This window comes from Winogradskyella sp. (assembly GCF_013213835.1).
GTDB lineage: Bacteria > Bacteroidota > Bacteroidia > Flavobacteriales > Flavobacteriaceae > Winogradskyella.
This window is the reverse complement of sequence record NZ_JABSSU010000002.1, coordinates 74,964-99,692: the sequence shown is the minus strand read 5'-3', so window position 1 is coordinate 99,692 and position 24,729 is coordinate 74,964. Positions and strand designations below refer to the sequence as shown.

The following is a 24,729-nucleotide window of genomic DNA, read 5'->3' as shown; positions in this document are numbered from 1 at the left end:
CTACCTATTTTTTTCACGCTCTAGAATAACTGAAGACCAACCATAAGGTATTTGTACCATTCGCCAACCTTCTCGAGCATGTTGATTTAATAAATCTTCGAACCTTTGGGATCTATTTCTAAAACCAAGTTTGAACTCTACTACTTTATATTCTTTCATAATATTTAAATTTTAATGACTTAAGGTTCCTGTATTAACTACTGGTGAAGCTTCTTTATCACCACAAAGTACTACCATAAGATTACTAACCATGGCAGCTTTGCGCTCTTCATCTAAATCTACAATTTGGTTTTTGTTAAGTTCTTCAATTGCCATTTCTACCATACTAACTGCACCTTCAACAATTTTATGTCTTGCTGCTACAATTGCGGTAGCTTGTTGACGCTTTAACATGGCATTTGCGATTTCTTGAGCATAAGCTAGGTAACCTATTCTAGCCTCTAATACTTCGATGCCAGCAATAGATAAACGCTCATCTATTTCTTTTTCTAAGGCTTCACTTACTTCATTAACGCTAGATCGAAGTGTTATGTCTTCATCATGGCCTTCATCAGCAAAATTATCATAAGGATACATGCTGGCTAGTTTACGTACAGCAGCGTCAGTTTGCACACGAACAAAGTTTTCATAATTGTCTACGTCAAAAGCAGCTTTATAAGTGTCTTGTACACGCCATACTAAAATGGTACTTATCATTACTGGGTTTCCTAACTTATCATTTACTTTAAGACGTTCACTATCAAAGTTACTCGCTCTAAGAGAAATTTTCTTTTTTGTATAAAATGGGTTTACCCAATAGAAACCGTTCTTTTTTATGGTGCCTACATACTTGCCAAATAATAGTAAAACCCTTGATCCATTTGGTTGAACCATTACAAATCCGAAAGCCATTACTAATGATAAGAATATTACAATTGCCGGTGTTGGTGTTTGATACATTATGATTGTCGCAATACTGCCAAAGAACAATACTAAAAATATTAATAGCATAAAGTAGCCATTTGCCGGAACGATGATTTTCTCTTCTTTCATAATTTAAAAATTTAATAGGTTAATCATTTGAATTCTATATGATATTAAAATGATATCATAAAGATATAATTTATTTCATTAGTAGACAAATGAAATGTTTTGTTACACTTTTTATATTTTTTTCAAAAAAAGAAGTTTGGCACGCGGTTTGATACCAAGTAAGTGTAATGGATACAGCGAGAGTTACAAACGTAACACTTACTACAAAATCGCGACATTACATTTTGGTTGGTTAGTTAGTAAAAAAGCATCTCTTAGAGATGCTTTTTTAGTTTAAGTAAATTGTACGATAGATGGGTTACTTTTTCACGAAGTTTACGATGTTTTCAATGAGTAATGCTGATATTTCTCTAGAAGATTCATTATAAGATTTTGAGTTCTCTAAATCACCCCCAACAATCTCAAAAAGGACATGATTCATATTTTCAATGATATTTAATTGAGCATTCTCGTTTGCCTCTTTTAGTAAATTTGCCTCATTCTCTGAAACTTGAAGATCTTTAGTGCCATTGATAATGAGTATTGGAATTTTTAATTCATGGATAATTTCTGTAGGCTCATATGACATCCAATTTATCATAAAATCTTGAATATCTGCATTAAAAACACTAGCTAAAGCTTGTGGAAAATCTGTTGTCTTTTCTCCAGACTTTAATTTATTTACAACTTTCTGTGCTTCTTCACCAAGTTGTGGAGACATCTTAGCGACTTGCTCAACAATGACGTCACCAATGTTTTGACCTGCACCAGCGAGTGAAATAAATCCGTCTACATCCTTTTCTGAAGCTAGCATACCTACTAAACTTCCTTGACTATGACCAGCTATATAAATTTTTGAAAATTTTTCTGATTCTGTAAAATAGGTGACTACAGCTTTTGCGTCGCTCACAAAATCATCAAAGAGAAGATCTTTGTCAATATCTCGATTCAGTATTTGTTTAATAATACGTTTGTCGTATCTAAATGTCGCAATGCTTTTGGCAGTTAAACTTTCGGCCAATTTTTTTAAAGCATCGTTTTTCATAAAGTTTTGATTTCCATTTCTATCTGTTGGTCCAGATCCTGCAATAATGATTACAAGAATTGGCTTTTCGATGTCATTGGGAATTAATAGTGTGCCATCTATATGTTTAGAAACAGAGACTTCAGTTTCTTTATATGTCATTTCTTGAGCTACAGCAATATGTATTGTAAACAATACTATTAAGATTGATAGAAAATTTTTCATGATTTGTATTTAATTATCCTAAACATAAATGTAGTTGATATTTACAGAAACTATTAATTCTTAAACAGAAAAAATATGGATTTCGTATAGGTATTAAGAAGGTATCATATGTTAATATTTCACAAAACCATCGACGAAATGCGTTTTTTCACTGCTAAATGTTAAAATACGATGTATTTCATCGATTAATAGTGTTTTTAAACGGATAAAATAGAATCTAATATTATATTTGACTTGTACTAAAATGTAGTTTTTAGTTCAATGGATTAATTAATTAATATTTGCATTATGTTGTGTTGAGTTAGAGACCCTAAATCTATCACATAGAAAAAGCAAATAACGAAAACTGGGTTTGAGGGAACCCAGTTTTTTGTTTTTATGAGTGTATTAAAGTTCTAAACGTTAGATTAATCCTAGGCTCAACTTTCTTTTTTGTTTTAGCAATTTGATGTAACCAAAAATGTTGCATTTCTCCTTTCATTAGTAATAAGCTTCCATGAGATAAATTAATTTTATAACGCTCTTCTTTTATACTGCGGTGTTTAAAATGAAATGGTCGTTCTTCGCCAAAACTAACGGAAGCAATAACAGGATTTTGCCCTAGTTCTTTTTCGTTATCCGCATGCCAACCGTTACTATCATTACCATCTCTATAAAGATTAATTAGTAGTGTATTAAAATGGTGTTTGGCATATACTTCAACTTTATTTTTTATTGTTTTTAAAGTTGTCGTGAATGGCTCCGGATACATTGTAATGTTAGAATAACTATAAGGTTGTTGATTATCTCCAAAAAGCGCTGTGAGCCTTGGTTGCTTATAAGTTTTACCAAAAACTTTAATGTCATCATGATGCCAATTTGTTTGGTGGTTGATGGTATTAAAAAAACCATCTGACTCTTGTTTCGAAAAGAAGTTTGAAACATATATTAATTCAGCATTAGGGAGAACAAATTGCTCTTTCTCTTGTGAAAACAACTCCATAGATTTTTTTTATCTAAATTAGTGTATCAGTATAAATGAAGCAAATGGTTATACTTTAGCTTCAAGAAATAGAAGAGTATTACATGAATTACAAATCATTTATTTATGTGTTTTCATTGGTTATTATTGCATTTTTGTCTCAGAAACAGAATTTACCAGATGGTTTTGTGTATGTGAAAACAATAGTTCCAGATTTAGAAGTAGAATTAAAATATTATAGTGTCGATAATTTTGTTGGTGACACTATTGATGGTTATAAATCTAATACCCTGATTTTAACAAAACCTACTGCAGAACAGCTAAAGCTGGTTCAAGAAGAGTTACAAGAACAAAATTTATGTTTAAAAGTGTTTGATGGTTATAGACCACAGCGCGCAGTTGACCATTTTATACGTTGGGCGAAAGACTTAAATGATACTATAAACAAATCTCAATTTTATCCTGATGTCACAAAGAAAAATCTGTTCGTTGAGGAATATATAGCATCGCGGTCTGGTCATAGTAAAGGTAGTACAGTAGATTTAACTATTATAGATGGTAATACTGGTGAGCCTTTAGATATGGGAACACCATTTGATTTTTTTGGAAAAGAATCTTGGGTAAATTATGCAGGAATTTCAGAAGAACAAAAAAAGAACAGACAGTTACTCCAATTTATTATGCTTAAGCATAATTTTAAAAATTATTCACAAGAGTGGTGGCATTTTACATTAAAGAATGAACCTTTTCCAAAGACATATTTTGATTTTGAGGTTGAGTAACTATTTGTTAATTTTTAAATCAACATTAACATCTTGTGTTCCATGATATTTTTTACCAAAAGTGATGTCAATGTCATATTTAATTCCGTAAAGTTCTAATACTTTGTAAACATCTTCTTTTTTCGATTTTGCAAGTTTTAAGTCATTTAAATAAGTATTTAATGGGCCAGTAGCCAAAGGAATAACAAATAGCAGACCAACTAAAGAAATAACAAATGGTGCAGCTGCAACTACTCTAAATTTTAATAAGTATTGTGCTAAGAAGTAACCAGTTAAGATTACTGCTATGCCAGCAATAATAAATATCACAAAATTTGTATAAACTAACCATTTCTGGTTCAAAACACTTTGATACTCAACATTAGTAGATTCAATTTTTTCTTCTAGTTTAGAATTGAATTCTGCATTAATACATTTGTTTACGAAAATGGGCTTTTTCATGGTTAAACCGCATAATGTTCCAATTCTAAAATCTACTTCTTGATGATTGCAAAGTTGACAGTGTTTAGTGTTTTTCATTTACAAGTTTAGTTCTCTTTAAACGTTTTATACTTTAAACCAATGCCATAATTGTATAGTTCTCTTTTAAGTAAACTAGATTCAAATCCATTGCCTTTATCAAACTTCACCCAATTATTACCATTTATAAAAACGCGTTTTATAAAAGTATTTTTATCTTTAATTTGATTTGTAAAAGGTAAAAGTGGTCTAAAATTGGTTGGTATTTTTACAACACCATTTTTAGATTTTATCTCTTTGTACTTTTTGTTAGGTAAAAGCTTTCCAGATTTATCGGTATAACCCATGGCTTGTATGGAAACAAAAAAACCGTCTTCTGGCATATGTAAGTTGTAATCTTCAACATTAAGCTCATAAGAATCACCATCTTCTTCTGTAGCTCTAAAAACTATAGTTTCGTAGGTGAGTACTTGTCCAGGTAGTCCATGATCATTCGCATAAAATTGAACCTTAAATAGTGTAGAAAACTTTTTCTTATCACTATTGGAACGTTTTCGTTTTTTCCAGTCTTTGGACTCTAAGGCAATTGGAAAAATAATTGAACTCAGTTCTTGATCTTTATTAGTGGTTTTTGGGAAGTATACGGCAATTTCAGATTCTATTGTTGGTAACCAACAATTATAATAATCATCATCTAAATAAGGCTTAAGAGTTTCAATTTTAAATTTCCTATTTAGTATGTTACCAATAACAACTACTTCGTCTAGTTCATCAGTACTAGCGGTCATAAAAAGTTGCTTAGGTAATTGATTTGTGGCAACAGCAATATTTTTAAAGCCAATTGCAGATACAAAAAGAGAATCTACATCTGGATATAATTTTGTATTAAATACAAACATGCCTTCATCATCAGCAAAAATACCTTGTCCATCACCAAAAGAAATTGTAGCATAACTCACAGGGAATTTAGAGACACTGTCTAGCACGGTTATCTGAGCAAGACTCAGGTTACTTATTAAAAATATGAAGAATAAGAATCTGGGCATAAGGTATACTTTGAGTTAAATATACATTATTTATAGCCATAAAAAAACGCCTCACTAAATGAGACGTTTTTAAATGATTGATTGGTTTTTATTTATTCTTCTAAGGCTTTCTTTGTCTGCGTAAACCCTACATAGAGTCCTAAACCTGCCATTAAGAATATCATCGATGGATATACGGCTTCGTCATCTAAACTCGTGTAAGTGTCTAAAATATTTGCAATAAATACACCAAGACCAATACCCATTAAAAGAAATGCTAAGTTGAGTACAATGACTTTCCATGAAGACCCAGATTTCTTTCCTATGTTAAATATACTTGCATCCGCACCTTTTTCTATTAATGCTAATCGCTCTTTATTTCTTGTTGAATAATACAGATAGACCATTCCAAAAATTGCTGCAAATAATGAGATTGGTATTAAAATTTCTTCGTCCATAATGTTTATTTTTTAATTGATTATTAATTGTTGGTTCAATGCTTATGACGACATATATTTGATTAAGGTTACACTTTTTTTAAAAAATATTTTTTTACTACTTTATGTAACCTAATTGAATCATTTGTCGTCTTAACAAGAAATGACCACCATCGACGAGAACATATTAATAGATTCTATTAAGAACGGCGATACTAATGCTTATGCAAAGTTAGTAGATCGTTACAAGGACCTGGTGTATACTTTGGCTATAAGAATGCTAAAGAATAGGGAAGAAGCAGAAGAAATAGCGCAAGATACCTTTATAAAAGTATTTAAGTCTTTAGATAAGTTTAAAGGTGATTCAAAGTTTTCGACGTGGATTTATAGAGTGGCATATAATACATGTCTAGACGCTATAAAGAAGAATAAAAAGCATCAAAATGATGTGGCAATAGATGAATATACATTTAATAAATTAGATACTATTGATAATGCTTTAGAGAGCATTATTAAAGAAGAACGAAGTGTACTAATAAAGAATTGTATCAGTAGATTGCCAGAAGAAAGTAGTGTAATATTAACGTTGTTTTATTTTGAAGAATTATCTTTAGAAGAGATTTCTAAAGTTATTAATATTGAAGCTAATACTGTAAAAGTAAAGTTATTTAGAGCTCGAAAAAAATTAGCTGTAATTCTTGAAGAATATTTACAACCGCAAAACAGAATAAGCTATGGAAAAGGATGATAAGAGAATAGAAGAAATTGTAGAAAAATTAATGTCTGCTGATAGTTTAGAAAAAGCACCAGAAGATTTTACGTTTAATGTTATGTCTAAAATAGAGGCGTTATCTACAAGTTCAAGCACCACAGAATACACGCCTTTGATACCAAAATATATTTGGTGGATTTTAAGTGCAGGTTTTGTTGCATTGATAGCTAAAATTATCCTTGGTAAATCTAAAACCGATACTAGTGTAGCTGAGCGTTATAATCTACCAGAAGTTTCGTTTAATTTTTTAGAAAATCTATCAGTTGATTTTTCTAACACCTTATTATATGCTTCAATATTTTTAGCTGTTATGGTATGTATACAAATACCATTATTAAAACAGTATTTTGATAATAGATTATCCTATTAATTAGGAAAATACCAAAAAGGAATCGTAGCATATCTTACTGTTTGTGTATCCTTTTTCCTAATACGTTTTCTCAATATATTAAGCATGTGTTTACCTTCACTAAGGTTTTTTAATCCAACATAAGTTTCAAAACCCTTTTGATTTTTGATACTCTTACTTACAATAAATTCACTTTTATAATCTATAGAGTCAATTTTAATCATAAAAATTTCATTTAAGGTTTTCATGTAAGATGTTCTTAAACTATCCCGCTTTCGCCATGGCAATGAATTAATAATGAGCATATCAGAATCTAAACCTCTAATATCTTTTTCGGGTTTAAGGCCTTCATTAAAGGTAAATACGTAATCATCAAAATCATCATCCAAGACCATGAAAATTTTCAAATGATTATTAAGTATTACTTTAGAGTCTATTGCCACATTTTCAATAAATTCATCTTCTTCTAACATGTTTTCATAATTGTTACTATTGGCAATTATTTTATTTGATGATAAATCGCTATTAAAATAGTTTGAAGTTTTGTAGTTAAAACTTGTGCCAACAAGGATTAAAAAATAGGAAGGTACTAAAACCATGCTTATGCGTCTACCAAATTTATTGTCCAAAAAATTATAGACCAGCGGACGATATAAAAATGCCAATGTTACCTTGCTAAAAACCCAATAAATAGGAAAATAGATTTTACTAATCCAATTCTTTTTCTTTAACCAACCAAGTGTAATGAAATCAATAAAAGTAAATAATGCGCCAAAAACCATAAACATCATTAACGGTATCCCTATCCAATAACTTATGGTGTCATTTTCAATGATTTTAGAATCATTATCTAAGAATAACCTGGCAATTAAAACGAATACTATAATTGTAAAGGTAAAGGCGAGTACATAAAAAATAAGCATAAATGAGATAGCGAAAATAACACTACAGTAGTTTTCTAACTTGGCAATGTACTTATCAAAAGACCCCACTTTTTTCTTAAGATAACTGCTGAATTTTTTACCGTAATTGAGTTCATCATAATCAATATCTCCAGAAACATAACGAAGTCCTAGAGCACCTATCCACAATCCTCTTAATACCACATGAAGTAGTAAATTAAAAATTAGTATGGCACATGAAACAAGGACAACTAGTAAAATTATAAATGAATAAATTTGATGATCGTTTTTAGCCGCCTTTACAGCTATATTTATATGTGGGAAGGCTGTAAATAGACCAAAGATGGCAAAACCAGAAATCAGTAACTCTAGTTGCCAACTTTCTTCTTGTAATTTTTGTAAAAGCTTTTTAAATGCCGGACTATTATGCTCTTGACTCATCTTAATGAAATTAGAGTTTTCCTTTTCTAAATTTACTCATTATCCATTAAATTTCACTTTTTCACTCAAAATTTGAAACCCTAATAAAAATCTTTAGTTTATCTTAAAACGGATCTTTACGACACAAATAAGTGGGTATATAAATTTAATTGTTTATTGTCTAAGAAATGAGATCAAAAGATTTAGAAAATAGTTAGCCTAGTATATTAAGCCCTTGATAGCTCTTTTCTAATTCTACTTAAACTTTCGGTAGTAATGCCTAGGTATGAAGCAATGTGATAATTCTTTACATTTTGTTCTACTTCTGGGTAATCATTAAGAAACGATAAATACCTTTCACTAGCATTTAATGATAAGTAAGATAAAATTCTTTTCTGCATTGTAGTACAAGACCATTCTGCACGTTTACGAAAAAACGTTTCAATCTTTGGGATTGCTTTGTACAAGTAATTTAAATCTTCAATTGAAATTTTTAAAAGATCTGCATCTTTAATGACTTCTACATTCATGATTGCCTTTTCCTGAGAGAAAAATGCTGTATAATCACTTATCCACCAATCATAGATACCAAATTGAGCAGTATGTTCTTTTCCGTTTTTATCTACATAAAAGGATCTAAGGCAACCAGAAATGATAAAGTATTGACAATCAACATTATTGCTAATTTCAACTAGTCGTTCCCCTTTTTTTGCAAAGACGCGGTCAAGACGCGATTCAATTAAAATCACTTCTTCATCGGTAAGCACTAATCCTTCAAAAATCTGAGGGATAGATTGATTGAGAGATAGTTTTCTTAAATTCATAGGGCTTCTTGGCGGTTTTTATTAATAGCTACAACAAATAAATGTTGGGTTATAAGTAGGTTTTTGGTTAATGTAAGAACAACTGCAGATTCTTTAATGTTTGATAATTAATATTTTATGTTTAATTAATCATCATAACATTGGTCAAATTATAAAAAAATGTCTACACATACAAAAAAAATGAACCGTTTAACAAGAATTTTGTGTCTCTGAACAAAAAATCCATCTGACTGGCAGATGGATTTTTATATTTAGTAAAATAGATGACTAAATTTATTTAATCATATCGTAACTTCTTTTAATAAAGTTAGTTAGCTCTTCACCTTTAAGTAGGCCTTGAGATAATCTCGCTAAATCTAAACTTTGATTAATCAGTCGCTCTTGCTTTTTCTTAGTCTTAGTGTTTAAGATTTCACTCACTAATTCGTGATTTGTATTAACAACCAAATTATACATTTCTGGCATGTTACCCATACCAAACATTCCACCACCAGTTTGTTGCATTTCTTTCATTCGTCTCATAAACTCTGGTTGCGTTATCATAAAAGGTGACGCATTACTATCCATAGCTTCTAATTGAACCATAAACTTTTCAGATGGTACTACCTCTTTAAGTAGCTCATCTAATTGTGTTTTTTCTTCATCTGTCAGTTTTGAAATTGCTGTGTCGTCCTTTTTGATAAGGTTGTCTATGTGGTCAGCATCGACGCGAGCAAAAGAAATATTTTCTTTAGTAGTCTCTAACTTTTGCATTAAATGACTAACTATAGGAGAATCTAATAATAAGACCTCGTAATTTTTGTCTTTTGCGGCTTGGATATAGCTATGTTGTTCATCTTTATTTGACGCATAAAGAATCACCATTTTATCATCTTTGTCTGTCTGCTTCGCCTTAATAGCATTGGTTAACTCTTCAAAAGTGTAGTATTTACCGTCTACTGTTGGGTAAAGCGCAAAGGCATCTGCTTTTTCGAAGAATTTTTCTTCAGATAACATTCCGTATTCAATAACGATCTTTATATCATCCCATTTTTTTTCAAAATCTTCTCTATTGCTATTGAATAATGACTTTAATTTATCTGCAACTTTACGGGTAATGTAAGAAGAGATTTTCTTCACATTTCCGTCAGCTTGAAGATAAGAACGCGATACGTTTAATGGAATATCTGGAGAATCGATAACACCTCTTAGCATCGTTAAAAATTCTGGTACAATACCTTCAACATTATCAGTTACAAATACTTGGTTTTGGTATAATTGAATACGATCCTTTTGCATGTTAAGATCGTTAGTCATTTTTGGAAAATATAAGATACCTGTTAAATTAAACGGATAATCAACATTAAGATGAATATTGAATAATGGCTCTTCAAACTGCATAGGATACAGTTCTCTGTAAAAGTTTTTATAATCATCTTCTTCTAAATCTGCAGGTTGTTTTGTCCAAGCCGGATTTGGATTGTTAATGATATCATCTACAGTAATTTGTTTGTGTGGTTCAGTAGTTTCTTTACCATCTTTATCTGTAGTAGTTTTTGGCGTGAAATCTGGGTCGTTTATTTCTTTAGTTCCGAATTTAATCGGAATAGGCATAAACTTATTGTACTTGTTTAGTAACTCACGAATTTTACCTTCTTCTAAAAATTCAGTAGAATCTTCTGCAATATGAAGTATAATCTCAGTTCCTCTATCTTGCTTGTCAGCTTCTTCCAGTGTAAACTCTGGTGAGCCGTCACATGTCCAATGTGCAGCTGGTGCATCTGTATGAGATTTTGTGATTATCTCAACTTTGTCTGCAACCATAAATGCAGAATAGAATCCAAGACCAAAGTGTCCAATGATTCCGGTTTCTTTAGCAGAATCCTCATATTTGTTTAAGAATTCTTCAGCACCAGAAAACGCTACTTGGTTAATGTATTTTTCTACTTCTTCAGCAGACATACCTAAACCTTGATCAATGATGTGAAGCTTCTTTCCTTCTTTATCAATCTTTACTTCAATTTTTGGTTCACCATATTCTGAGTTAGATTCGCCAATACTTGTTAAATGTTTTAATTTTAAAGTTGCGTCTGTAGCATTACTAATGAGCTCACGTAAAAAGATTTCGTGATCACTGTATAAGAACTTTTTAATTAACGGAAAGATATTTTCTACAGATACATTAATACTTCCTTTTGCCATTTTTTTTATGTTTTTAGAGTCACTTCGAATGTTTTCAACTAGTAAAAATGTATTGAGAAGTTCTCGATACTTTGACTTCGTTTCAATTCGAACTGACGAGCGTTGATATTTTTTATACAATACTGCTTATTCAAATAAAATACCAAGTCAATAATTGTGACAAGATGACATAAAAAAGCCTTTCACTTTGGAAAGGCTTTAATGTCATTCTGAACTTGATTCAGAATCTAAAATATTTTCAAAGTTGAGGTTAATCCTTAATAGTTTCATCTTTTTTAATTTCTTGTTCTTCAACTTTTCTGTTCTTTACATGCTTTTCTAACCATTGGTCTTGTTCCCAAAGCATATGCATTATAGATTCTTTAGCTCTGTAACCATGACTTTCTTTAGGTAACATTACCAATCTTACAGGTGCGCCTAAACCTTTAAGCGCATTAAAATAGCGCTCACTTTGTAATGGGTAAGTTCCAGAATTATTATCTGCTACACCATGAATAAGAAGTAATGGTGTTTTCATTTTGTCAGCATGCATAAAAGGTGACATATTATAATAAATTTCTGGAGCATCCCAATAACTACGTTCTTCACTTTGAAAACCGAAAGGTGTTAACGTTCTATTATATGCACCGCTCCTTGCAATTCCGGCAGCAAATAAGTTAGAATGCGACAATAAGTTTGCGGTCATAAAAGCACCATAGCTATGCCCACCAACAGCAACTTTATTTCTATCAATATAACCAAGGTTATCTACAGCATCAATAGCAGCTTTACCATTGGCAACTAACTGCGTTCTAAAAGAGTCGTTTGGTTCCTCGTCACCTTCCCCAACAATAGGGAAAGCGGCATCATCTAAAACAACATAGCCTTTAGTTACCCAATAAATAGGTGAACCCCAATAAGGGTAAACAAATTCATTAGGATTAGCTGTACTTTGCGAAGCACTAGACTTGTCTTTAAATTCTCTTGGGTAAGCCCAAAGAATCATTGGGTATTTTTTACCTTCTTTATAATCTAGCGGGAGATAAAGTGTGCCTTCTAAATCTAATCCGTCGTCACGTTTGTAACTTATAACACGTTTATCAACCTCCTCGAGGCTTTTAAAAGGGTTTTCGAATTCAGTGATTGCCTCGAGTGAATTCTTTTTAATATTTCTAATATAATAGTTAGGATATTCTTTTTTAGATTCAATTCTTACTAGAATTTCACCAGTTTTCATATCGATGGCATCATAAAGACTTTCTAATTTATCTGTGTACTCAGAACGATATAGACGCTTTGTTTTTCCTGTTTTGATATTGTATTCATCTATGAATGGAAATTGTCCTTCTTTAGAATATCCATCACCCATTAGGAACAGTTTACTACCATTCATTGTTAACGTGTAGCGGCCGTAGTCATTTTTTGATGTTATAAAACTACCAGGATCACTGTAAACGTCTTGGTAATTTCTATCTGTAATTACTTTAGTTTTTCCGTTTGAAGGGTTGAAGTGATACGTTTTTAAGTTTCTAGTATTCCACCAGTAGTCATATGCTATAGCATTGTTATCATCTCCCCATTGTATGCCAGAAAAGCGTTGTTTAGTTTTTAAAATCTCTTTTGGCTTACCATTAAAAGGTGCATTTAATTCATAAACAACATCTCTGAAATCTACTTCTACTTCAGGATCACCTTGGTCTAATGCCTCTGCCCAGACTAAAGTGGATGGTTTATCTCCTCGCCATTGCATATTTCGTTTACCCATTCTAGTAGACATAAATCCTTTTGGTCTTACTTCATCTAACGGAACTTCATTTACTATTTTTATTTTGTTTCCATCAGTATCATACATCACTGATTCGCTTGGAAATCTAGAATAGGTTACGATATAAGAAAATGGGCGTTTCACTTTAGAGATCATCACATACTTACCATCTGGCGAAAAACTCACTCCTCTATACATGTCAGCCTCGAGGAAATCTTGTATCTCACCATTTATTGATACTTTTTTGATTTCTGATCTGGCTAATTGTTCAAAATTAAATTCATCATTAGGTGTTTTTAGTAAATCTTGATAGGTTCTATTTTGAGCTTTAGCTCCATCACTTACAGAAATTGTAGGTCCTGTTGGTACCGCAGTTTCAGTATCAATTAGGGCTTTTCTGTCACTAGGAAGTATTTTTACTAGTAGATTTTTATTGTCTTTAAACCAACTAAGTGTGCTACCCATATTTGCATTTACATTATCATTAGTTAATTTGGTCACTTTTGCGTCTGCAATATGAAGTACCCAAACTTCTACACCTTTTGAGGTCGTATTTAAACAGGCAATCATGGTTTCATCTGGTGACCATCTAAAACCTGAAAGTCTTGCATTATCTGGTAAACCTGAAACTTGAGTTGCCTCATTATCTTTTACCTTTTTCACCTTAATATTGGTGATGTAGTTAGTTCTGCTTCCAATGTTTGTGACTGGGTTAATTCTTAAACCAGCTAACCTTAATTCGGTTTCAGATAACTCTTGAATGGATTTATATTGGTTTCGATACAGAAGAACCATGTTTTCACCTTTACTGTCAAGTTGAACACCTGGTGCAAGATCTACATCTGCCAATTCTAAAATTTCGTCAGACGGTTGCTGATAACTTAAACTTTGTTGCGCGTAACTATTTAAAACAAATAGAAACAATAATAATTTGATTAATGATTTCATAATTTTTATGATTAATTAGAGGCTTTAAGATATTTGAAAAAATGAAATATAATCTTTAAACGATTGTTAAATTTTTAGGCAAAAGAAGAATTCGTTTTTGTTATGCGTGCATAACGAATTGATTTAAGAATCCTTTGAAAAGGCGTAAATTTGTGTTTTTAACTTTATTATGAACGCATGTACAATTCAAGAATAACTGGACTCGGGAAATATGTCCCACAAAATGTTGTAACCAATAATGATTTAAAAGAATGGATGGATACTAGTGATGAGTGGATACAAGAACGCACTGGTATAAAAGAACGTCGTTGGATAGATCCTAAAACAAGTGATGATACTACATCTATAATGGGAGCTAAAGCAGCTAAAATTGCTATTGAACGTGCAGGTTTAACTAAGGATGATATAGACTTTATCATCTTTGCTACATTGAGTCCAGATATGTATTTTCCTGGTGGTGGTGTGAGAGTACAGGAGCTTCTAGAAATGGATACTATTGGTGCTTTGGACGTAAGAAATCAGTGTTCTGGATTTATTTATGGCTTGTCTGTTGCAGATCAATTTATAAAAACGGGTATGTACAAAAATGTGCTAGTTATCGGAAGTGAAAATCACTCTGGTGGGTTAGAACGTTCAACAAGAGGTCGCGGTGTTACCGTGATTTTTGGAGATGGTGCTGGTGCTGCAGTATTAAGTAGAGAGGAAGATAATGCTAAAGGTATTTTATCAACGCATTTACATTCTGAAGGTAAGCATGCCAAAGAATTAGCTTTAGAAGGACCAAGTACAGGGCGTTGGGTTGATGCTATTATGGAAGAAAACGATCCAGATGATGTGTCCTATTACCCTTATATGAACGGGCAGTTTGTGTTTAAACACGCGGTTGTAAGATTTAGTGAAGCCATTATAGAAGGCTTAACCACTAATAAAATGCAAAAGGAAGATATTGATATGTTGATTCCGCATCAAGCAAACCTTAGAATTTCGCAATTCATACAGAAAAAGTTTGGTTTGGGTAATGATCAAGTATACAATAATATAATGCGTTATGGTAATACAACGGCAGCCTCGATTCCTATTGCGTTAACTGAAGCTTGGGAAGAAGGTAAAATTAAGGAAGGCGATAATGTTGTACTTGCAGCTTTTGGTAGTGGTTTTACTTGGGGAAGTGCTATTATTAAGTGGTAGAATAACAATTTATTTAATAAACCAAAAAAGCCCAAACATACAGTTTGGGCTTTTTCAGCTATTAACCAACTTTTTAATTAACACTACTCGTCAATTAAAACTTATCTCTGATATATAGACGTTACAATTGGAGTATTATTTCAAACTTTAACATTTTTAGGTCAATTTTAACAAAAACCCGAAAACTAAAGTTTTCGGGTTTTCTTTCTCTAACGGCAACATTAACACTAACCATCAACTATTTTTGTATGCTGTTAGATAACTCTTGCTATGTTCTCTTCTATTATATAGACGACTCTAAACTAAAAATGTTGCACATTTTTTAGAAAAATCCGCCACCTCCAGATTTTTCGTCATTATCTCTACGTTTACGCGATTTTGCTCGGTATTTTCCGCCACCAAAACGGTATGATAATCGCCCTGTGATTTGCTGACTTTCCCAGTTAAACTGTCCGTTTTGTACAAATGGTCTGTCACTACTAAATCTTGCAAACATGGTGTCAAAAATATCGTTGTAGCTAAGGTTGAAGTTGGCTTTACCATCAAGAAATGTATACCTCATACCTAGGTTAACCATGAGCATATCTTTCATGTCAAATTGTACGTTTCTATTTTCACCTCTATACATACCAAATGCTGAAAAACTTAAACTTTTACTCACCTTAAAATTGTTAAAGGCTCTAAAATTTAATGCTACGTTGTCAACTTCAAATGTATTTAATACTATATCACCATTGGTGTCAAAAACTTCAGCGATACTTTTTTGGGTTTGAGAAAATACGTCAAAACTTGCATTAATACTCCACCATTTTGTTGGTCTATAGTTTGAAGAAACCTCTACACCATAGGCATATGTATTATCAAAGTTTAAATTTGTAAGAATTAATCTGTTTGGATCAGCTCTATCAATGAGAACAGCTTGTTGAATTTCATCCTCTATTATTCTATAGAATATACCTGTGGTAATACTACCTTTTTTCAACTGTCTTGTGTAATTGACCTCAAGAGAGTTAGTGAATTGTGGTAATAATTCTTGATTTCCAAACTGAGATACAAGAGCGGTATTAAACTGAGGTAAAGGATTTACCTGGTCAACACCAGGTCTGTCTATTCGTCTACTATAGCTTAATTGATAAGAATTCTTTTCGCTAGGTGAGTAGGTAAAGAAAGCAGAAGGATATAGCTCAAAGTAATCGTTTTCAAAAGGAATAATTAATTCTTCATTTGTTGATAAGTCTATTCGTAACGCGTCAGAATCAACATTAACATTTTCAGCTCTAAGTCCTACTTGATACGACCATTTTTCAAATTGTTTGCTGTATGTGGCATAGGCTGAATAAATATCTCTTGTGTAATCAAATTGGGTTGTAGTTGGGATATATTCTCCTAGAATATTTTGTTCTCGACCGTCAGATTCATAAAATAAGTTGCTCTCAAATAACCTAGCTTGTAAACCGGCTTCAACCTTTGTTGTTTCAGATAATGGATTTACATAATCTAAATTAACTGTTGTTCTTTCTCTGTCTGTATCTGTTATTTCAAAGAAATCTGGACGCTGTGCACTAAAAAAAGCATTATCAACATTAGCTAGACCTTCAAAAGCATTATAATCTACTTCAAGTTCAATATTATGTCCATCTTTATCAAAGTCATGTTTGAAGTTTAAATTGTACTGCTGTGAGTCGTTTTCATTTTCACCTAATATCGCCTGAGATTCATTTAAGGCAGGATTATTGAAAAAATCTATTGTCGTAGTAACATCTGCACCACCATCAAATATATTTTGATTAGTAAAAAACGAAAACGTGTTTTTATCGTTAATGTAGTAATCTAAACCTATCTTAAAAAGATGCGACTGATTATCATCTAAAATATTAAATCGTTGTTCTACCTCTTGTTCTGTTCTGATGAGGTTACCGTAATTAACGTTTTTTATAACACCATTGTTATAAGAGCCATACAAATTAACCTTACCATTTCTGTAGTTGGCGTCAATTGAACTGTTAAACTTTGGCTCTATATCATAGGCTAAACTTACATTAAAATTACCATTGAAACCAATCATCGTATTTTTATGAAGTACAATGTTAATGATACCACTCATACCTTCTGGGTTATACTTTGCTGAAGGATTGGTTATGAGTTCAATACTCTTAATTGATGTTGTAGGTATTTGTTTCAATAACTGATCAGCTGAAATATTTGACAATTTTCCATCTATCATTACAACAACATTTTGATTACCACGAAGACTTATCGCACCACTTTGTTGATCTACACTAACAGAAGGAAGATTATTCATAATTTCACTGGCAGTTGCACCAGCTGTCTGCAAGTCTTTACCTATGGTAATCACTTTCCTGTCTACTTTTTGTTGGATGGTAGAAACATCTGCGACTATAGTGACTTCATCTAAACTTGATGATTCTTCTTCTAAAAAGATATCACCCATTTTAATGTTATAGTTCCCTCTTCCGATGGTTTCTTGTTTCGTTATAGTCTTATAGCCAATAAAAGTCACTTCAACTATAATAGCACCTTCTGGAATCTTCTCTATCGTAAATGTTCCATCTCCGCTAGTTATACCTCCAGTTAATACCTTTTCTTTCGCATCTTTAACGACTATATTTGCGTATGGAATAGGTTCTTTGAGTTCGGCGTCTAGTACACGACCAGATACAGAACCGTTTCTGACATCTTTATTTGAATTGGGTTGGGCAATTGCTATTGAAGAAAATACAATAGCAAATACTGCGAGTAATTGTTTCATTGATTGTTTATTTTGATTGATTGAAAGTTTGTTATTGGGTAGACGACTATTAATAGAGCATGTTACTTATTTTAACATTTATTAACATTTTTAACACATGAATAAAAAAACCTTAGTAATTGGAGCGTCTTTAAAACCAGAACGTTACTCAAATATTGCAATCAGTAAGTTGAAAAGTAACAATCATGATGTAGTGGCCTATGGATTAAAAACTGGTATCATTAAGGATGTTAATATAGATACTGATTTGATAGATTATAAGGATTTGGATACCGTTACATTGTATTTAAACCCATCCCGTCAAGAAGCATATTACAACTATATTGTTGGTCTAAATCCAAAACGTGTGATTTTTAATCCAGGTACCGAAAATCCTGAATTTTATAAGATTTTAAAAGAAAATAACATAGCCTACGAAGCTGCTTGTACTTTGGTATTACTTAGTACAAATCAATATTAGACTATTTCAAAAATTCTAATTTAGAATTCACTAAATTTCCGACACCAATACCTTGTTCTACACCAACCTCTACTGCTGCTTTGTAGTGTATGCTACCGTATAAACGACTAACTGCGGCTTCTTGTGCGGCTAATCTAAAGGATTTAAAACGTCGCATCGGAAGTCCGTAAGGTAGTTCTGTCGTGTCATCAAAACTAAAATTATCACCAAAGATATCCGTTAGTGCTTCTGAGGAAGCTCCGGAAACTACAGAATGTCCGCTGGTGTATTCAGGAAATGGTGGAGTTTGAAGAATTGGAGACCAATCAGTGTCAATATGCTTATTTATAAGCGTTTCTGGTCTGATTAAATTACTTCTGTATTTCTCATCCCAGCAACTAATAAAGGCGTCAGCAATGGCTATTGAAGTTTTGGTATACGCAAATATTGTTTTCTGATAATCTGAGTTGGTGTCTTTGCATGCAATTTTACAAATTCCAATCCAATGTGCTCCAGGTGTAATTTTTTTCTCTGCAAACATAAAATGTCCCTTATTAACGGAGACAAACGGATTGCAATCCCAAAATCTTGCGATTTGTATTTCTTCGCAATTATCACCTTTGGCTCTAATATTATTGGTAACATTATAAACATCTATTAGCTCTTGGTAAAAAGCAGAGCCTTCTTCAAGTGAGAATTTTGGATGTTTTTTCGGTTTAAATTGTGCAGCTGAATCTAATACAAATGGTCTTATTTTGTTCCAATGAGGTTCTATGCCTTTCATATATGCTGGTGGAGTAGGTTCCCATTGCGAAGGATCATTTGTATAGATATTATAATCTGGCATTGTACGTGTTTCAGCATAGTTGTCTTTATTCATCCAAGCGATGATTTGTTGGGAGATCTCTCTTCCGTAAGACTTAGCAATGTTAAACTCTTTAGAATTAATGTCATCCCATTCCTTATAAAGACTATCGCGATATTTAGTTATGCTATCTTTTGAAAATACAAGTTCTTTGGCCACGTCCAAGTAAGCAACTATAGAAGCTAATTTTAAATTTGGCACATCAGCGTTTTCGGGCGGATTTAATGTTAGGTCATTGAGTTGACCATTTAATGACCTATAAGAAGCATTATTTTGATTTAATGTTTCGTAAGCCGCAATATTTGGATAAGCATATATTCTACTCGCAACAGGTGGTGAGAAAATATCATGAATCATCACCTGAGTTAATTTATCTACAGCGTTATGATAATCATTAGAGCTAATTTCAATTGGTTTTTCTTCTTTACATGAAAAAACTGTAAAGCATAGAACTGGAAATAGTATTAAGTGCTTCAATCTCATATCTTAGTCTTGAAAAGTATAGGTTCTAATGTCATCATTGTTAGTCACTACAATTAGAATGTTTTTATCCTTCATTTTGATAGTTTCTAGTTGTTTTATTTGACCATCAAAAGGACTTATGCCTTCTGTTGATATAGACTTAAATTTAGTAATATCATTAACTAAAAGTCCTTTAAGAGATGTGTATGATCCGTGATAGGTATTCACTTTGTATGAGTTACCCGCTACTATTAATTGAGGTTTATCGCCAATATTAATTTTAGAAAAAGTATTTACTGGTGCCATTTGAAAAGCATCTGGTAATTGTATTACTTCCTTATATTCTCCGTTATCATTTTTGAGATAACTCGTGGCGAATGTGATTGCTTCATATATGGTTGATTCGTTTAAGAAATTTGGTAAAATAATTTTATCAAATGGCTTACCGGCATAGCTTTTATGATCGGTATAAACTTTATTGACGAGATTCATTTGTCCAGCCATTTCATCTTTAGAATTTAATGGATAATAAACGCCATTTTTACTGTAAGCTAGAAGTGTTTCAAATTTACCATTTTCATCAAAATCATTGTGGTACATTTTAAGTGGTCCATCTGTATTTAAACTTAGTTTGGTGTTTGTTCCCCAGTTGCCCAATAAAATATCTTTATCGCCATCATTATCAATGTCAAAAGTGTTAATTGATTGCCATAAGCCCTTGTAATTTTCTGATAAGCTTATTAATTCAAGACCACCAGTGGAATTCAAATAAATTTTTGGTGTATCCCATTCAGTAGCTACAATTAGGTCTGATAGACCATCATCATTTATATCTTCCCATTTTGCATCGGTAACTTTAGAGGTTAATTCAAATTCATTATCAATAGTAAAGTTTCCTTTGCCATCATTATTTAAAATATATGAAGTCGTTAGTTTACCGAAATCATTAGCATCAGCGAGAATACCAATAAAAAGATCTATATCTCCGTCTTGATCATAATCACTCGCAGAAACTGTTGAAGTTACAAGAGTATTCTCTGGAATCTGATTTTGCGCTTTTACATAAGTACCGTCATTATTGATGTATAATCTGTCGTGTTGATAGTTTATATCTTTCCTTTCATTAACACCTGAGGCAACGTACAAATCTAAATCTCCATCATTATCCGCATCAAAAAATACAGCGTCGTTATCTTCAAATGCAGCGTCTTGTTCTAATACTGTTTGTTTAGTTTCAATAAAACGCGTTCCAGTATTCTTGAAAATTGTACCGACTTTGTCAGAAGCATTTCCTAAAAATAGATCTTCATAACCATCATTATCAATGTCACCTATTGCTACGGCTGGGCCTTGCATTGATATCTTATAGGGGATTAATTTTTCTTCGGCAAAATCATTATAAAGATCCTCAGTATGTGTATATTCAATCAAATCTTTCTTTTTAAAGATGGTGCTTTTTTGCTTAGAGTTGTCATAATCTTTTACATTATTCGATGGCTTAAAGCTTACCGATAATGATTGGTTGATTTCCGGGTTTTTAATAATTTGAACTTCGTTATTTGGCCATATAATTTCTAAAGAGTCTATAGTTTTAGTTTGGCCTAAACCAAAATGTATTTTGCTTTCAAATGAAGACATAAAACCACGTGATTTGAATAGCTGTTTCAACTGACGCTTTTTATTGGTGTAGATTATTACTTTTGATCCTATTCCTTCTATATTAGAATCTTTATAAATAAAATCTAATTCTATGTAGTTCTTATTTTTAGTTGTGTTTTCTAATAATGAAGCTGTTTCTCCATAATTATTTGTTACAATGTCTAAATCGCCATCTAAATCTAAATCTACATAGATGGCACCATTAGAAATATTTGGTTGGTTTTTAATCCAATTCCCAGTTTGTCTCTTAAATGTTTTAGAATTTCCTTCGAATATTTCATTTGTTACTTTTCCACTTGCCATTTCATTGATTGAGTTGTAAAGCCATGCTAAACCTTCAGCTTCAGATCTTCCTTTAAATGCACTTGAAATATACTTTTTAAAGTCTAAACCATTTGGTCTTCTCAATATTCCGTTAGAAACAAATAAATCTTGGTAACCATCATTGTTATAATCAGCAAATAGCGGTGACCAACTCCAATCAGTGTCTGCTACATTATTAAGAATGGCGGTTTCTTGAAAAAATTCACCAGAATTATTCATTTGCAACATGTTTCTAGAATATTGATCCTTATATCCAAGATTATTTAAATGCACCTGCATATTAAACATCGAATCGTCACCTTCAGTTTCTTTTAAAACAACTTCATCCCTAGGTAACATATCTAAAGTCATTAAATCTTGGTAGCCATCGCCATTTATATCCGATGCATCGCTGCCCATTGAAAACCTACTAATTGTAGTAAAACTTTTGGCTAATTGTTCTTTAAACTTACCATCTTTTTGATTGATGTAGTAGTAATCGTCTTCATGAAAATCATTACAGACATAAATATCGTCCCATCCATCATTATTAAAATCTGCTATAGTGGCACTGAGTCCGTATCCGTTAATACCACCATAAATGTTGGCTTCTTCACTTACATCAATAAATTGCCCATTATCATTTTTGAGTAGGACATCTCCAGTTAAAGGTTCTCTTTTATGTCTTAATTCCGCTTTTCCGTGGGACAGTGAAGTATGTACAGCATGATTAACAAGGTAAGCGTCTAAATCCCCATCTTTGTCATAATCGAAAAAATAAGATTGGGTAGAATAACCCTTAAAATCAAGTCCGTAATCTTTTGCTTTTTCCGTGAATGTATTATCTCCATTATTAATATAAAGTTCGTTATGACCTTTAAAGTCTAAGTATTCAGAAACAGCACATATATAAATATCTAAAAAACCATCATTATTGATGTCAACAAGTGTCACGCCAGTTTGCCAACTCGCATTTCCCGAAATATTTGCTTTGTCAGAAATATCCTCAAATTTAAGGTCTCCTTTGTTAAGGTATAACTTATTATTACCCATATTAGAAACAAAAAATAAGTCTGACAGACCATCGTTATTAACATCTCCTGTAGCTACACCACCACCATTATAATAATAAATGTAACTAATAATGTTGTGTTCCGCATCTTCGGTTACAATATTGGCAAACTCTATTCCTGATGATTCTGGGGAGACTGTTTCAAATAAATAAGATGATGAATTGAGCTTCTCTTGTTCGTTAGAACAAGAAAATAAAAATGCTATTGCTAAAAAAGCAACGTTTAGTTTCTTCATTAAAGTTGTGACAGTTAGTTGATGTCACAAATATAATGATTTAACAAATAATTAACTTAACAATAGTTGTAAACAAAACGTTTTTGAATAAAAAATAAGAAAACTATGAAAGTATTGTTTTTTTCTTAATTAGAAATAATCCCACAAAGGTTATTAAACCATTTATTGGTAGTATTTCCCAGTGAAAGTTGTAAAAGTATTTTTGTGCGTATAATGCTGCACATTCCCAATTTGATTTTGTGCAATCTTCTAGAAATAGCTGCTCACTAAAAGCATAGTAGGTTGGTATTTGTGTTATACAATACGTCAGGACTATTGATATTAATCCAACCATCCAAACATATTTATCCTTAATATTGAATTTGGTTAATATTCCAAACGCGAATAAACCTAGTAATGGGCCATAAGTGAAAGTAGCGAATTTGAATAAATTACCTACAACATTACCTTCTAACATATTAAACAATAAAACAACTATAATTAGCAAGATTGATACACCTATATGAACTTTTTTTCTAAGTGGTTTTTGTGCCTCAACAGGCTTTTTCTCAATATTTAAAAAGTCTACACTAAATGAAGTAGTCAAAGATGTTAAAGCGCTATCAGCACTTGAGTAAGCGGCTGCTATTAAACCAATTAAAAAGGTTATTGCTAAGCCAGTTCCAAGACCTTGGTTCATTGCAATCTCAGGGAATAATAAATCTGTTCTTGTTCTTCCATCCAAAAATGGTATTGTGAGATTAAATTTTTCGGAATAAATAAAAAGTAAAGCACCTAAAGAAAGAAATACAAAATTGACTATTATTAATAAGGTTGCCATACTAAAGATATTTTTTTTTGCTTCCCTGGGATTTTTACAAGTCAAGTTTTTTTGCATCATGTCTTGATCTAATCCAGTCATGGTTATTGCAATAAATATCCCTCCTATAAAATACTTCCAAAAATACACCTTAGCATTTGGGTCATCAAAAAAGAAGATTTTTCCTCGTTTATTGAATTCATTTGAATTAAGGAAGTCAAAATATGACCATTCTAATTTTGAATTAATGAGATAAATTGCAACACAGACTGAAACTAACATAGCTAGAGTTTGAAGTGTATCTGTCCAAACTATTGTTTTAATTCCGCCACGGTTGGTATACAACCAAATCAAAGCTATAGAGATCACCACCGTCAACCAAAATGGCACACCTAATTCTTTAAAGACAATATATTGCATGGCTATTGCAACTAAAAATAACCTGAAAGAAGCACCTGTAACCCTAGATAATAAAAAGAAAAATGCCCCAGTCTTATAACTCATAAAACCAAAGCGCTGTTCTAAATATTGATAAATTGAGGTTACATTTAACTTATAGTATAGCGGGATTAACACGGTCATAATAAATATGTAGCCAACAAAAAATCCGAAAACTCCTTGCATGTAAGCAAATTGTTCGCCTCCAACAATTCCTGGAACAGAGATAAAAGTAACTCCTGATAGGGAAGCTCCAATCATTCCAAAGGCAACAACATACCATGGAGATTGTCTTTTAGCTTTAAAGAAAACATCATTACTGTCATCTCTACCTGTTGCATATGAAATTAGGATAAGTATACTAAAATATCCAACGATAAGTAATAAGATTGACGCTGTGCTCATAAAAGTTAGGTTTAATGAAGATAAAGAAA

Annotated in this window: 20 protein-coding genes; 5 read left to right on the top strand and 15 right to left on the bottom strand. The window is 32.0% G+C overall.

Annotation, left to right across the window (positions count from 1 at the left end; translation table 11 throughout):
- The 4 genes from HRU50_RS02750 to HRU50_RS02735 all read right to left on the bottom strand — a co-directional run bounded on the left by HRU50_RS02750 (position 1) and on the right by HRU50_RS02735 (position 3,242).
- Positions 1-159: a DUF4177 domain-containing protein gene (locus HRU50_RS02750; protein WP_296347924.1), complete on the bottom strand. Its 159-nt coding sequence runs from the start codon at positions 157-159 to the stop codon at positions 1-3.
- Positions 160-171: 12 nt separating this feature from the next.
- Positions 172-1,032 (bottom strand): SPFH domain-containing protein, encoded by an 861-nt coding sequence (locus HRU50_RS02745; protein ID WP_296347923.1) that lies wholly within the window; start codon positions 1,030-1,032, stop codon positions 172-174.
- A 298-nt stretch (positions 1,033-1,330) separates the two neighbouring features.
- Positions 1,331-2,260, bottom strand: coding sequence for an alpha/beta hydrolase (locus tag HRU50_RS02740; RefSeq protein ID WP_296347911.1), 930 nt, complete (start codon positions 2,258-2,260; stop codon positions 1,331-1,333).
- A gap of 376 nt (positions 2,261-2,636) precedes the next feature.
- Entirely contained in the window at positions 2,637-3,242 is a 606-nt protein-coding gene (locus HRU50_RS02735; RefSeq protein WP_296347908.1) for an alpha-ketoglutarate-dependent dioxygenase AlkB, read from the bottom strand.
- A gap of 83 nt (positions 3,243-3,325) precedes the next feature.
- On the opposite strand from HRU50_RS02735, the gene HRU50_RS02730 reads away from it, so the two are divergent.
- Positions 3,326-4,003: a M15 family metallopeptidase gene (locus HRU50_RS02730; RefSeq protein ID WP_296347905.1), complete on the top strand. Its 678-nt coding sequence runs from the start codon at positions 3,326-3,328 to the stop codon at positions 4,001-4,003.
- Here the strand turns inward: HRU50_RS02730 and HRU50_RS02725 are convergent, their stop codons facing one another.
- From HRU50_RS02725 to HRU50_RS02715, 3 genes are all read right to left on the bottom strand, one after another.
- Complete coding sequence (locus HRU50_RS02725) at positions 4,004-4,522, bottom strand: hypothetical protein (protein ID WP_296347903.1); 519 nt, start codon at positions 4,520-4,522, stop codon at positions 4,004-4,006.
- A gap of 8 nt (positions 4,523-4,530) precedes the next feature.
- The gene (locus tag HRU50_RS02720; protein ID WP_296347901.1) at positions 4,531-5,508 is read right to left on the bottom strand and encodes a hypothetical protein; all 978 of its coding nucleotides are present in this window, start codon (positions 5,506-5,508) and stop codon (positions 4,531-4,533) included.
- Positions 5,509-5,600: 92 nt separating this feature from the next.
- Positions 5,601-5,945 carry a DUF6249 domain-containing protein gene (locus HRU50_RS02715; RefSeq protein WP_296347900.1) on the bottom strand — a complete coding sequence of 115 codons (345 nt, stop codon included), beginning with the start codon at positions 5,943-5,945 and terminating at the stop codon, positions 5,601-5,603.
- A 142-nt stretch (positions 5,946-6,087) separates the two neighbouring features.
- Here HRU50_RS02715 and HRU50_RS02710 point away from each other — a divergent pair, with 142 nt between their 5' ends.
- The gene (locus HRU50_RS02710) at positions 6,088-6,672 is read left to right on the top strand and encodes a sigma-70 family RNA polymerase sigma factor (protein WP_296347898.1); all 585 of its coding nucleotides are present in this window, start codon (positions 6,088-6,090) and stop codon (positions 6,670-6,672) included.
- Positions 6,659-7,066, top strand: a complete 408-nt coding sequence (locus tag HRU50_RS02705; protein ID WP_296347895.1) for a hypothetical protein — start codon at positions 6,659-6,661, stop codon at positions 7,064-7,066. Before HRU50_RS02710 ends, HRU50_RS02705 begins: the two co-directional genes overlap by 14 nt.
- Here the strand turns inward: HRU50_RS02705 and HRU50_RS02700 are convergent.
- The 4 genes from HRU50_RS02700 to HRU50_RS02685 all read right to left on the bottom strand — a co-directional run bounded on the left by HRU50_RS02700 (position 7,063) and on the right by HRU50_RS02685 (position 14,064).
- Positions 7,063-8,388: a hypothetical protein gene (locus HRU50_RS02700; RefSeq protein ID WP_296347893.1), complete on the bottom strand. Its 1,326-nt coding sequence runs from the start codon at positions 8,386-8,388 to the stop codon at positions 7,063-7,065. The two genes, HRU50_RS02705 and HRU50_RS02700, sit on opposite strands and share 4 nt — an antisense overlap.
- A gap of 206 nt (positions 8,389-8,594) precedes the next feature.
- On the bottom strand, positions 8,595-9,191 hold the full coding sequence (locus tag HRU50_RS02695) for a Crp/Fnr family transcriptional regulator (protein WP_296347891.1): 597 nt from the start codon (positions 9,189-9,191) through the stop codon (positions 8,595-8,597).
- A 273-nt stretch (positions 9,192-9,464) separates the two neighbouring features.
- Positions 9,465-11,372 carry a molecular chaperone HtpG gene (htpG, locus tag HRU50_RS02690; RefSeq protein WP_296347889.1) on the bottom strand — a complete coding sequence of 636 codons (1,908 nt, stop codon included), beginning with the start codon at positions 11,370-11,372 and terminating at the stop codon, positions 9,465-9,467.
- Between the two features lie 250 nt (positions 11,373-11,622).
- Complete coding sequence (locus tag HRU50_RS02685; protein WP_296347886.1) at positions 11,623-14,064, bottom strand: prolyl oligopeptidase family serine peptidase; 2,442 nt, start codon at positions 14,062-14,064, stop codon at positions 11,623-11,625.
- A 177-nt stretch (positions 14,065-14,241) separates the two neighbouring features.
- On the opposite strand from HRU50_RS02685, the gene HRU50_RS02680 reads away from it, so the two are divergent.
- Complete coding sequence (locus tag HRU50_RS02680; RefSeq protein ID WP_296347884.1) at positions 14,242-15,252, top strand: 3-oxoacyl-ACP synthase III family protein; 1,011 nt, start codon at positions 14,242-14,244, stop codon at positions 15,250-15,252.
- Positions 15,253-15,574: 322 nt separating this feature from the next.
- On the opposite strand, the gene HRU50_RS02675 is transcribed toward HRU50_RS02680, so the two are convergent.
- A complete protein-coding gene (locus HRU50_RS02675) occupies positions 15,575-18,022 on the bottom strand; it encodes a TonB-dependent receptor (RefSeq protein WP_296347882.1) in 2,448 nt (815 codons plus the stop codon).
- Between the two features lie 97 nt (positions 18,023-18,119).
- Between HRU50_RS02675 and HRU50_RS02670 the strand changes: the two genes are divergently transcribed.
- A complete protein-coding gene (locus HRU50_RS02670) occupies positions 18,120-18,482 on the top strand; it encodes a CoA-binding protein (RefSeq protein ID WP_296347879.1) in 363 nt (120 codons plus the stop codon).
- A 1-nt stretch (position 18,483) separates the two neighbouring features.
- Here HRU50_RS02670 and HRU50_RS02665 read toward each other — a convergent pair whose 3' ends face one another.
- The 3 genes from HRU50_RS02665 to HRU50_RS02655 form a co-directional block, all read right to left on the bottom strand.
- Complete coding sequence (locus HRU50_RS02665) at positions 18,484-19,809, bottom strand: vanadium-dependent haloperoxidase (RefSeq protein WP_296347877.1); 1,326 nt, start codon at positions 19,807-19,809, stop codon at positions 18,484-18,486.
- Between the two features lie 3 nt (positions 19,810-19,812).
- Positions 19,813-23,058, bottom strand: coding sequence for a VCBS repeat-containing protein (locus HRU50_RS02660; RefSeq protein WP_296347875.1), 3,246 nt, complete (start codon positions 23,056-23,058; stop codon positions 19,813-19,815).
- Between the two features lie 103 nt (positions 23,059-23,161).
- Entirely contained in the window at positions 23,162-24,700 is a 1,539-nt protein-coding gene (locus HRU50_RS02655; RefSeq protein WP_296347872.1) for a sodium:solute symporter, read from the bottom strand.
- Positions 24,701-24,729: the final 29 nt, after the last annotated feature.

Bases quoted from the DNA above. Each gene is read 5' to 3' on its own strand.
- HRU50_RS02655 (WP_296347872.1), bottom strand. From the start codon at position 24,700: ATGAGCACAGCGTCAATCTTATTACTTATCGTTGGATATTTTAGTATA.
- HRU50_RS02685 (WP_296347886.1), bottom strand. From the start codon at position 14,064: ATGAAATCATTAATCAAATTATTATTGTTTCTATTTGTTTTAAATAGT.
- HRU50_RS02665 (WP_296347877.1), bottom strand. From the start codon at position 19,809: ATGAGATTGAAGCACTTAATACTATTTCCAGTTCTATGCTTTACAGTT.
- HRU50_RS02750 (WP_296347924.1), bottom strand. From the start codon at position 159: ATGAAAGAATATAAAGTAGTAGAGTTCAAACTTGGTTTTAGAAATAGA.
- HRU50_RS02710 (WP_296347898.1), top strand. From the start codon at position 6,088: ATGACCACCATCGACGAGAACATATTAATAGATTCTATTAAGAACGGC.
- HRU50_RS02705 (WP_296347895.1), top strand. From the start codon at position 6,659: ATGGAAAAGGATGATAAGAGAATAGAAGAAATTGTAGAAAAATTAATG.
- HRU50_RS02740 (WP_296347911.1), bottom strand. From the start codon at position 2,260: ATGAAAAATTTTCTATCAATCTTAATAGTATTGTTTACAATACATATT.
- HRU50_RS02720 (WP_296347901.1), bottom strand. From the start codon at position 5,508: ATGCCCAGATTCTTATTCTTCATATTTTTAATAAGTAACCTGAGTCTT.
- HRU50_RS02725 (WP_296347903.1), bottom strand. From the start codon at position 4,522: ATGAAAAACACTAAACACTGTCAACTTTGCAATCATCAAGAAGTAGAT.
- HRU50_RS02660 (WP_296347875.1), bottom strand. From the start codon at position 23,058: ATGAAGAAACTAAACGTTGCTTTTTTAGCAATAGCATTTTTATTTTCT.
- HRU50_RS02695 (WP_296347891.1), bottom strand. From the start codon at position 9,191: ATGAATTTAAGAAAACTATCTCTCAATCAATCTATCCCTCAGATTTTT.
- HRU50_RS02735 (WP_296347908.1), bottom strand. From the start codon at position 3,242: ATGGAGTTGTTTTCACAAGAGAAAGAGCAATTTGTTCTCCCTAATGCT.
- HRU50_RS02730 (WP_296347905.1), top strand. From the start codon at position 3,326: ATGAATTACAAATCATTTATTTATGTGTTTTCATTGGTTATTATTGCA.
- htpG (WP_296347889.1), bottom strand. From the start codon at position 11,372: ATGGCAAAAGGAAGTATTAATGTATCTGTAGAAAATATCTTTCCGTTA.
- HRU50_RS02680 (WP_296347884.1), top strand. From the start codon at position 14,242: ATGTACAATTCAAGAATAACTGGACTCGGGAAATATGTCCCACAAAAT.
- HRU50_RS02715 (WP_296347900.1), bottom strand. From the start codon at position 5,945: ATGGACGAAGAAATTTTAATACCAATCTCATTATTTGCAGCAATTTTT.
- HRU50_RS02670 (WP_296347879.1), top strand. From the start codon at position 18,120: ATGAATAAAAAAACCTTAGTAATTGGAGCGTCTTTAAAACCAGAACGT.
- HRU50_RS02745 (WP_296347923.1), bottom strand. From the start codon at position 1,032: ATGAAAGAAGAGAAAATCATCGTTCCGGCAAATGGCTACTTTATGCTA.
- HRU50_RS02675 (WP_296347882.1), bottom strand. From the start codon at position 18,022: ATGAAACAATTACTCGCAGTATTTGCTATTGTATTTTCTTCAATAGCA.
- HRU50_RS02700 (WP_296347893.1), bottom strand. From the start codon at position 8,388: ATGAGTCAAGAGCATAATAGTCCGGCATTTAAAAAGCTTTTACAAAAA.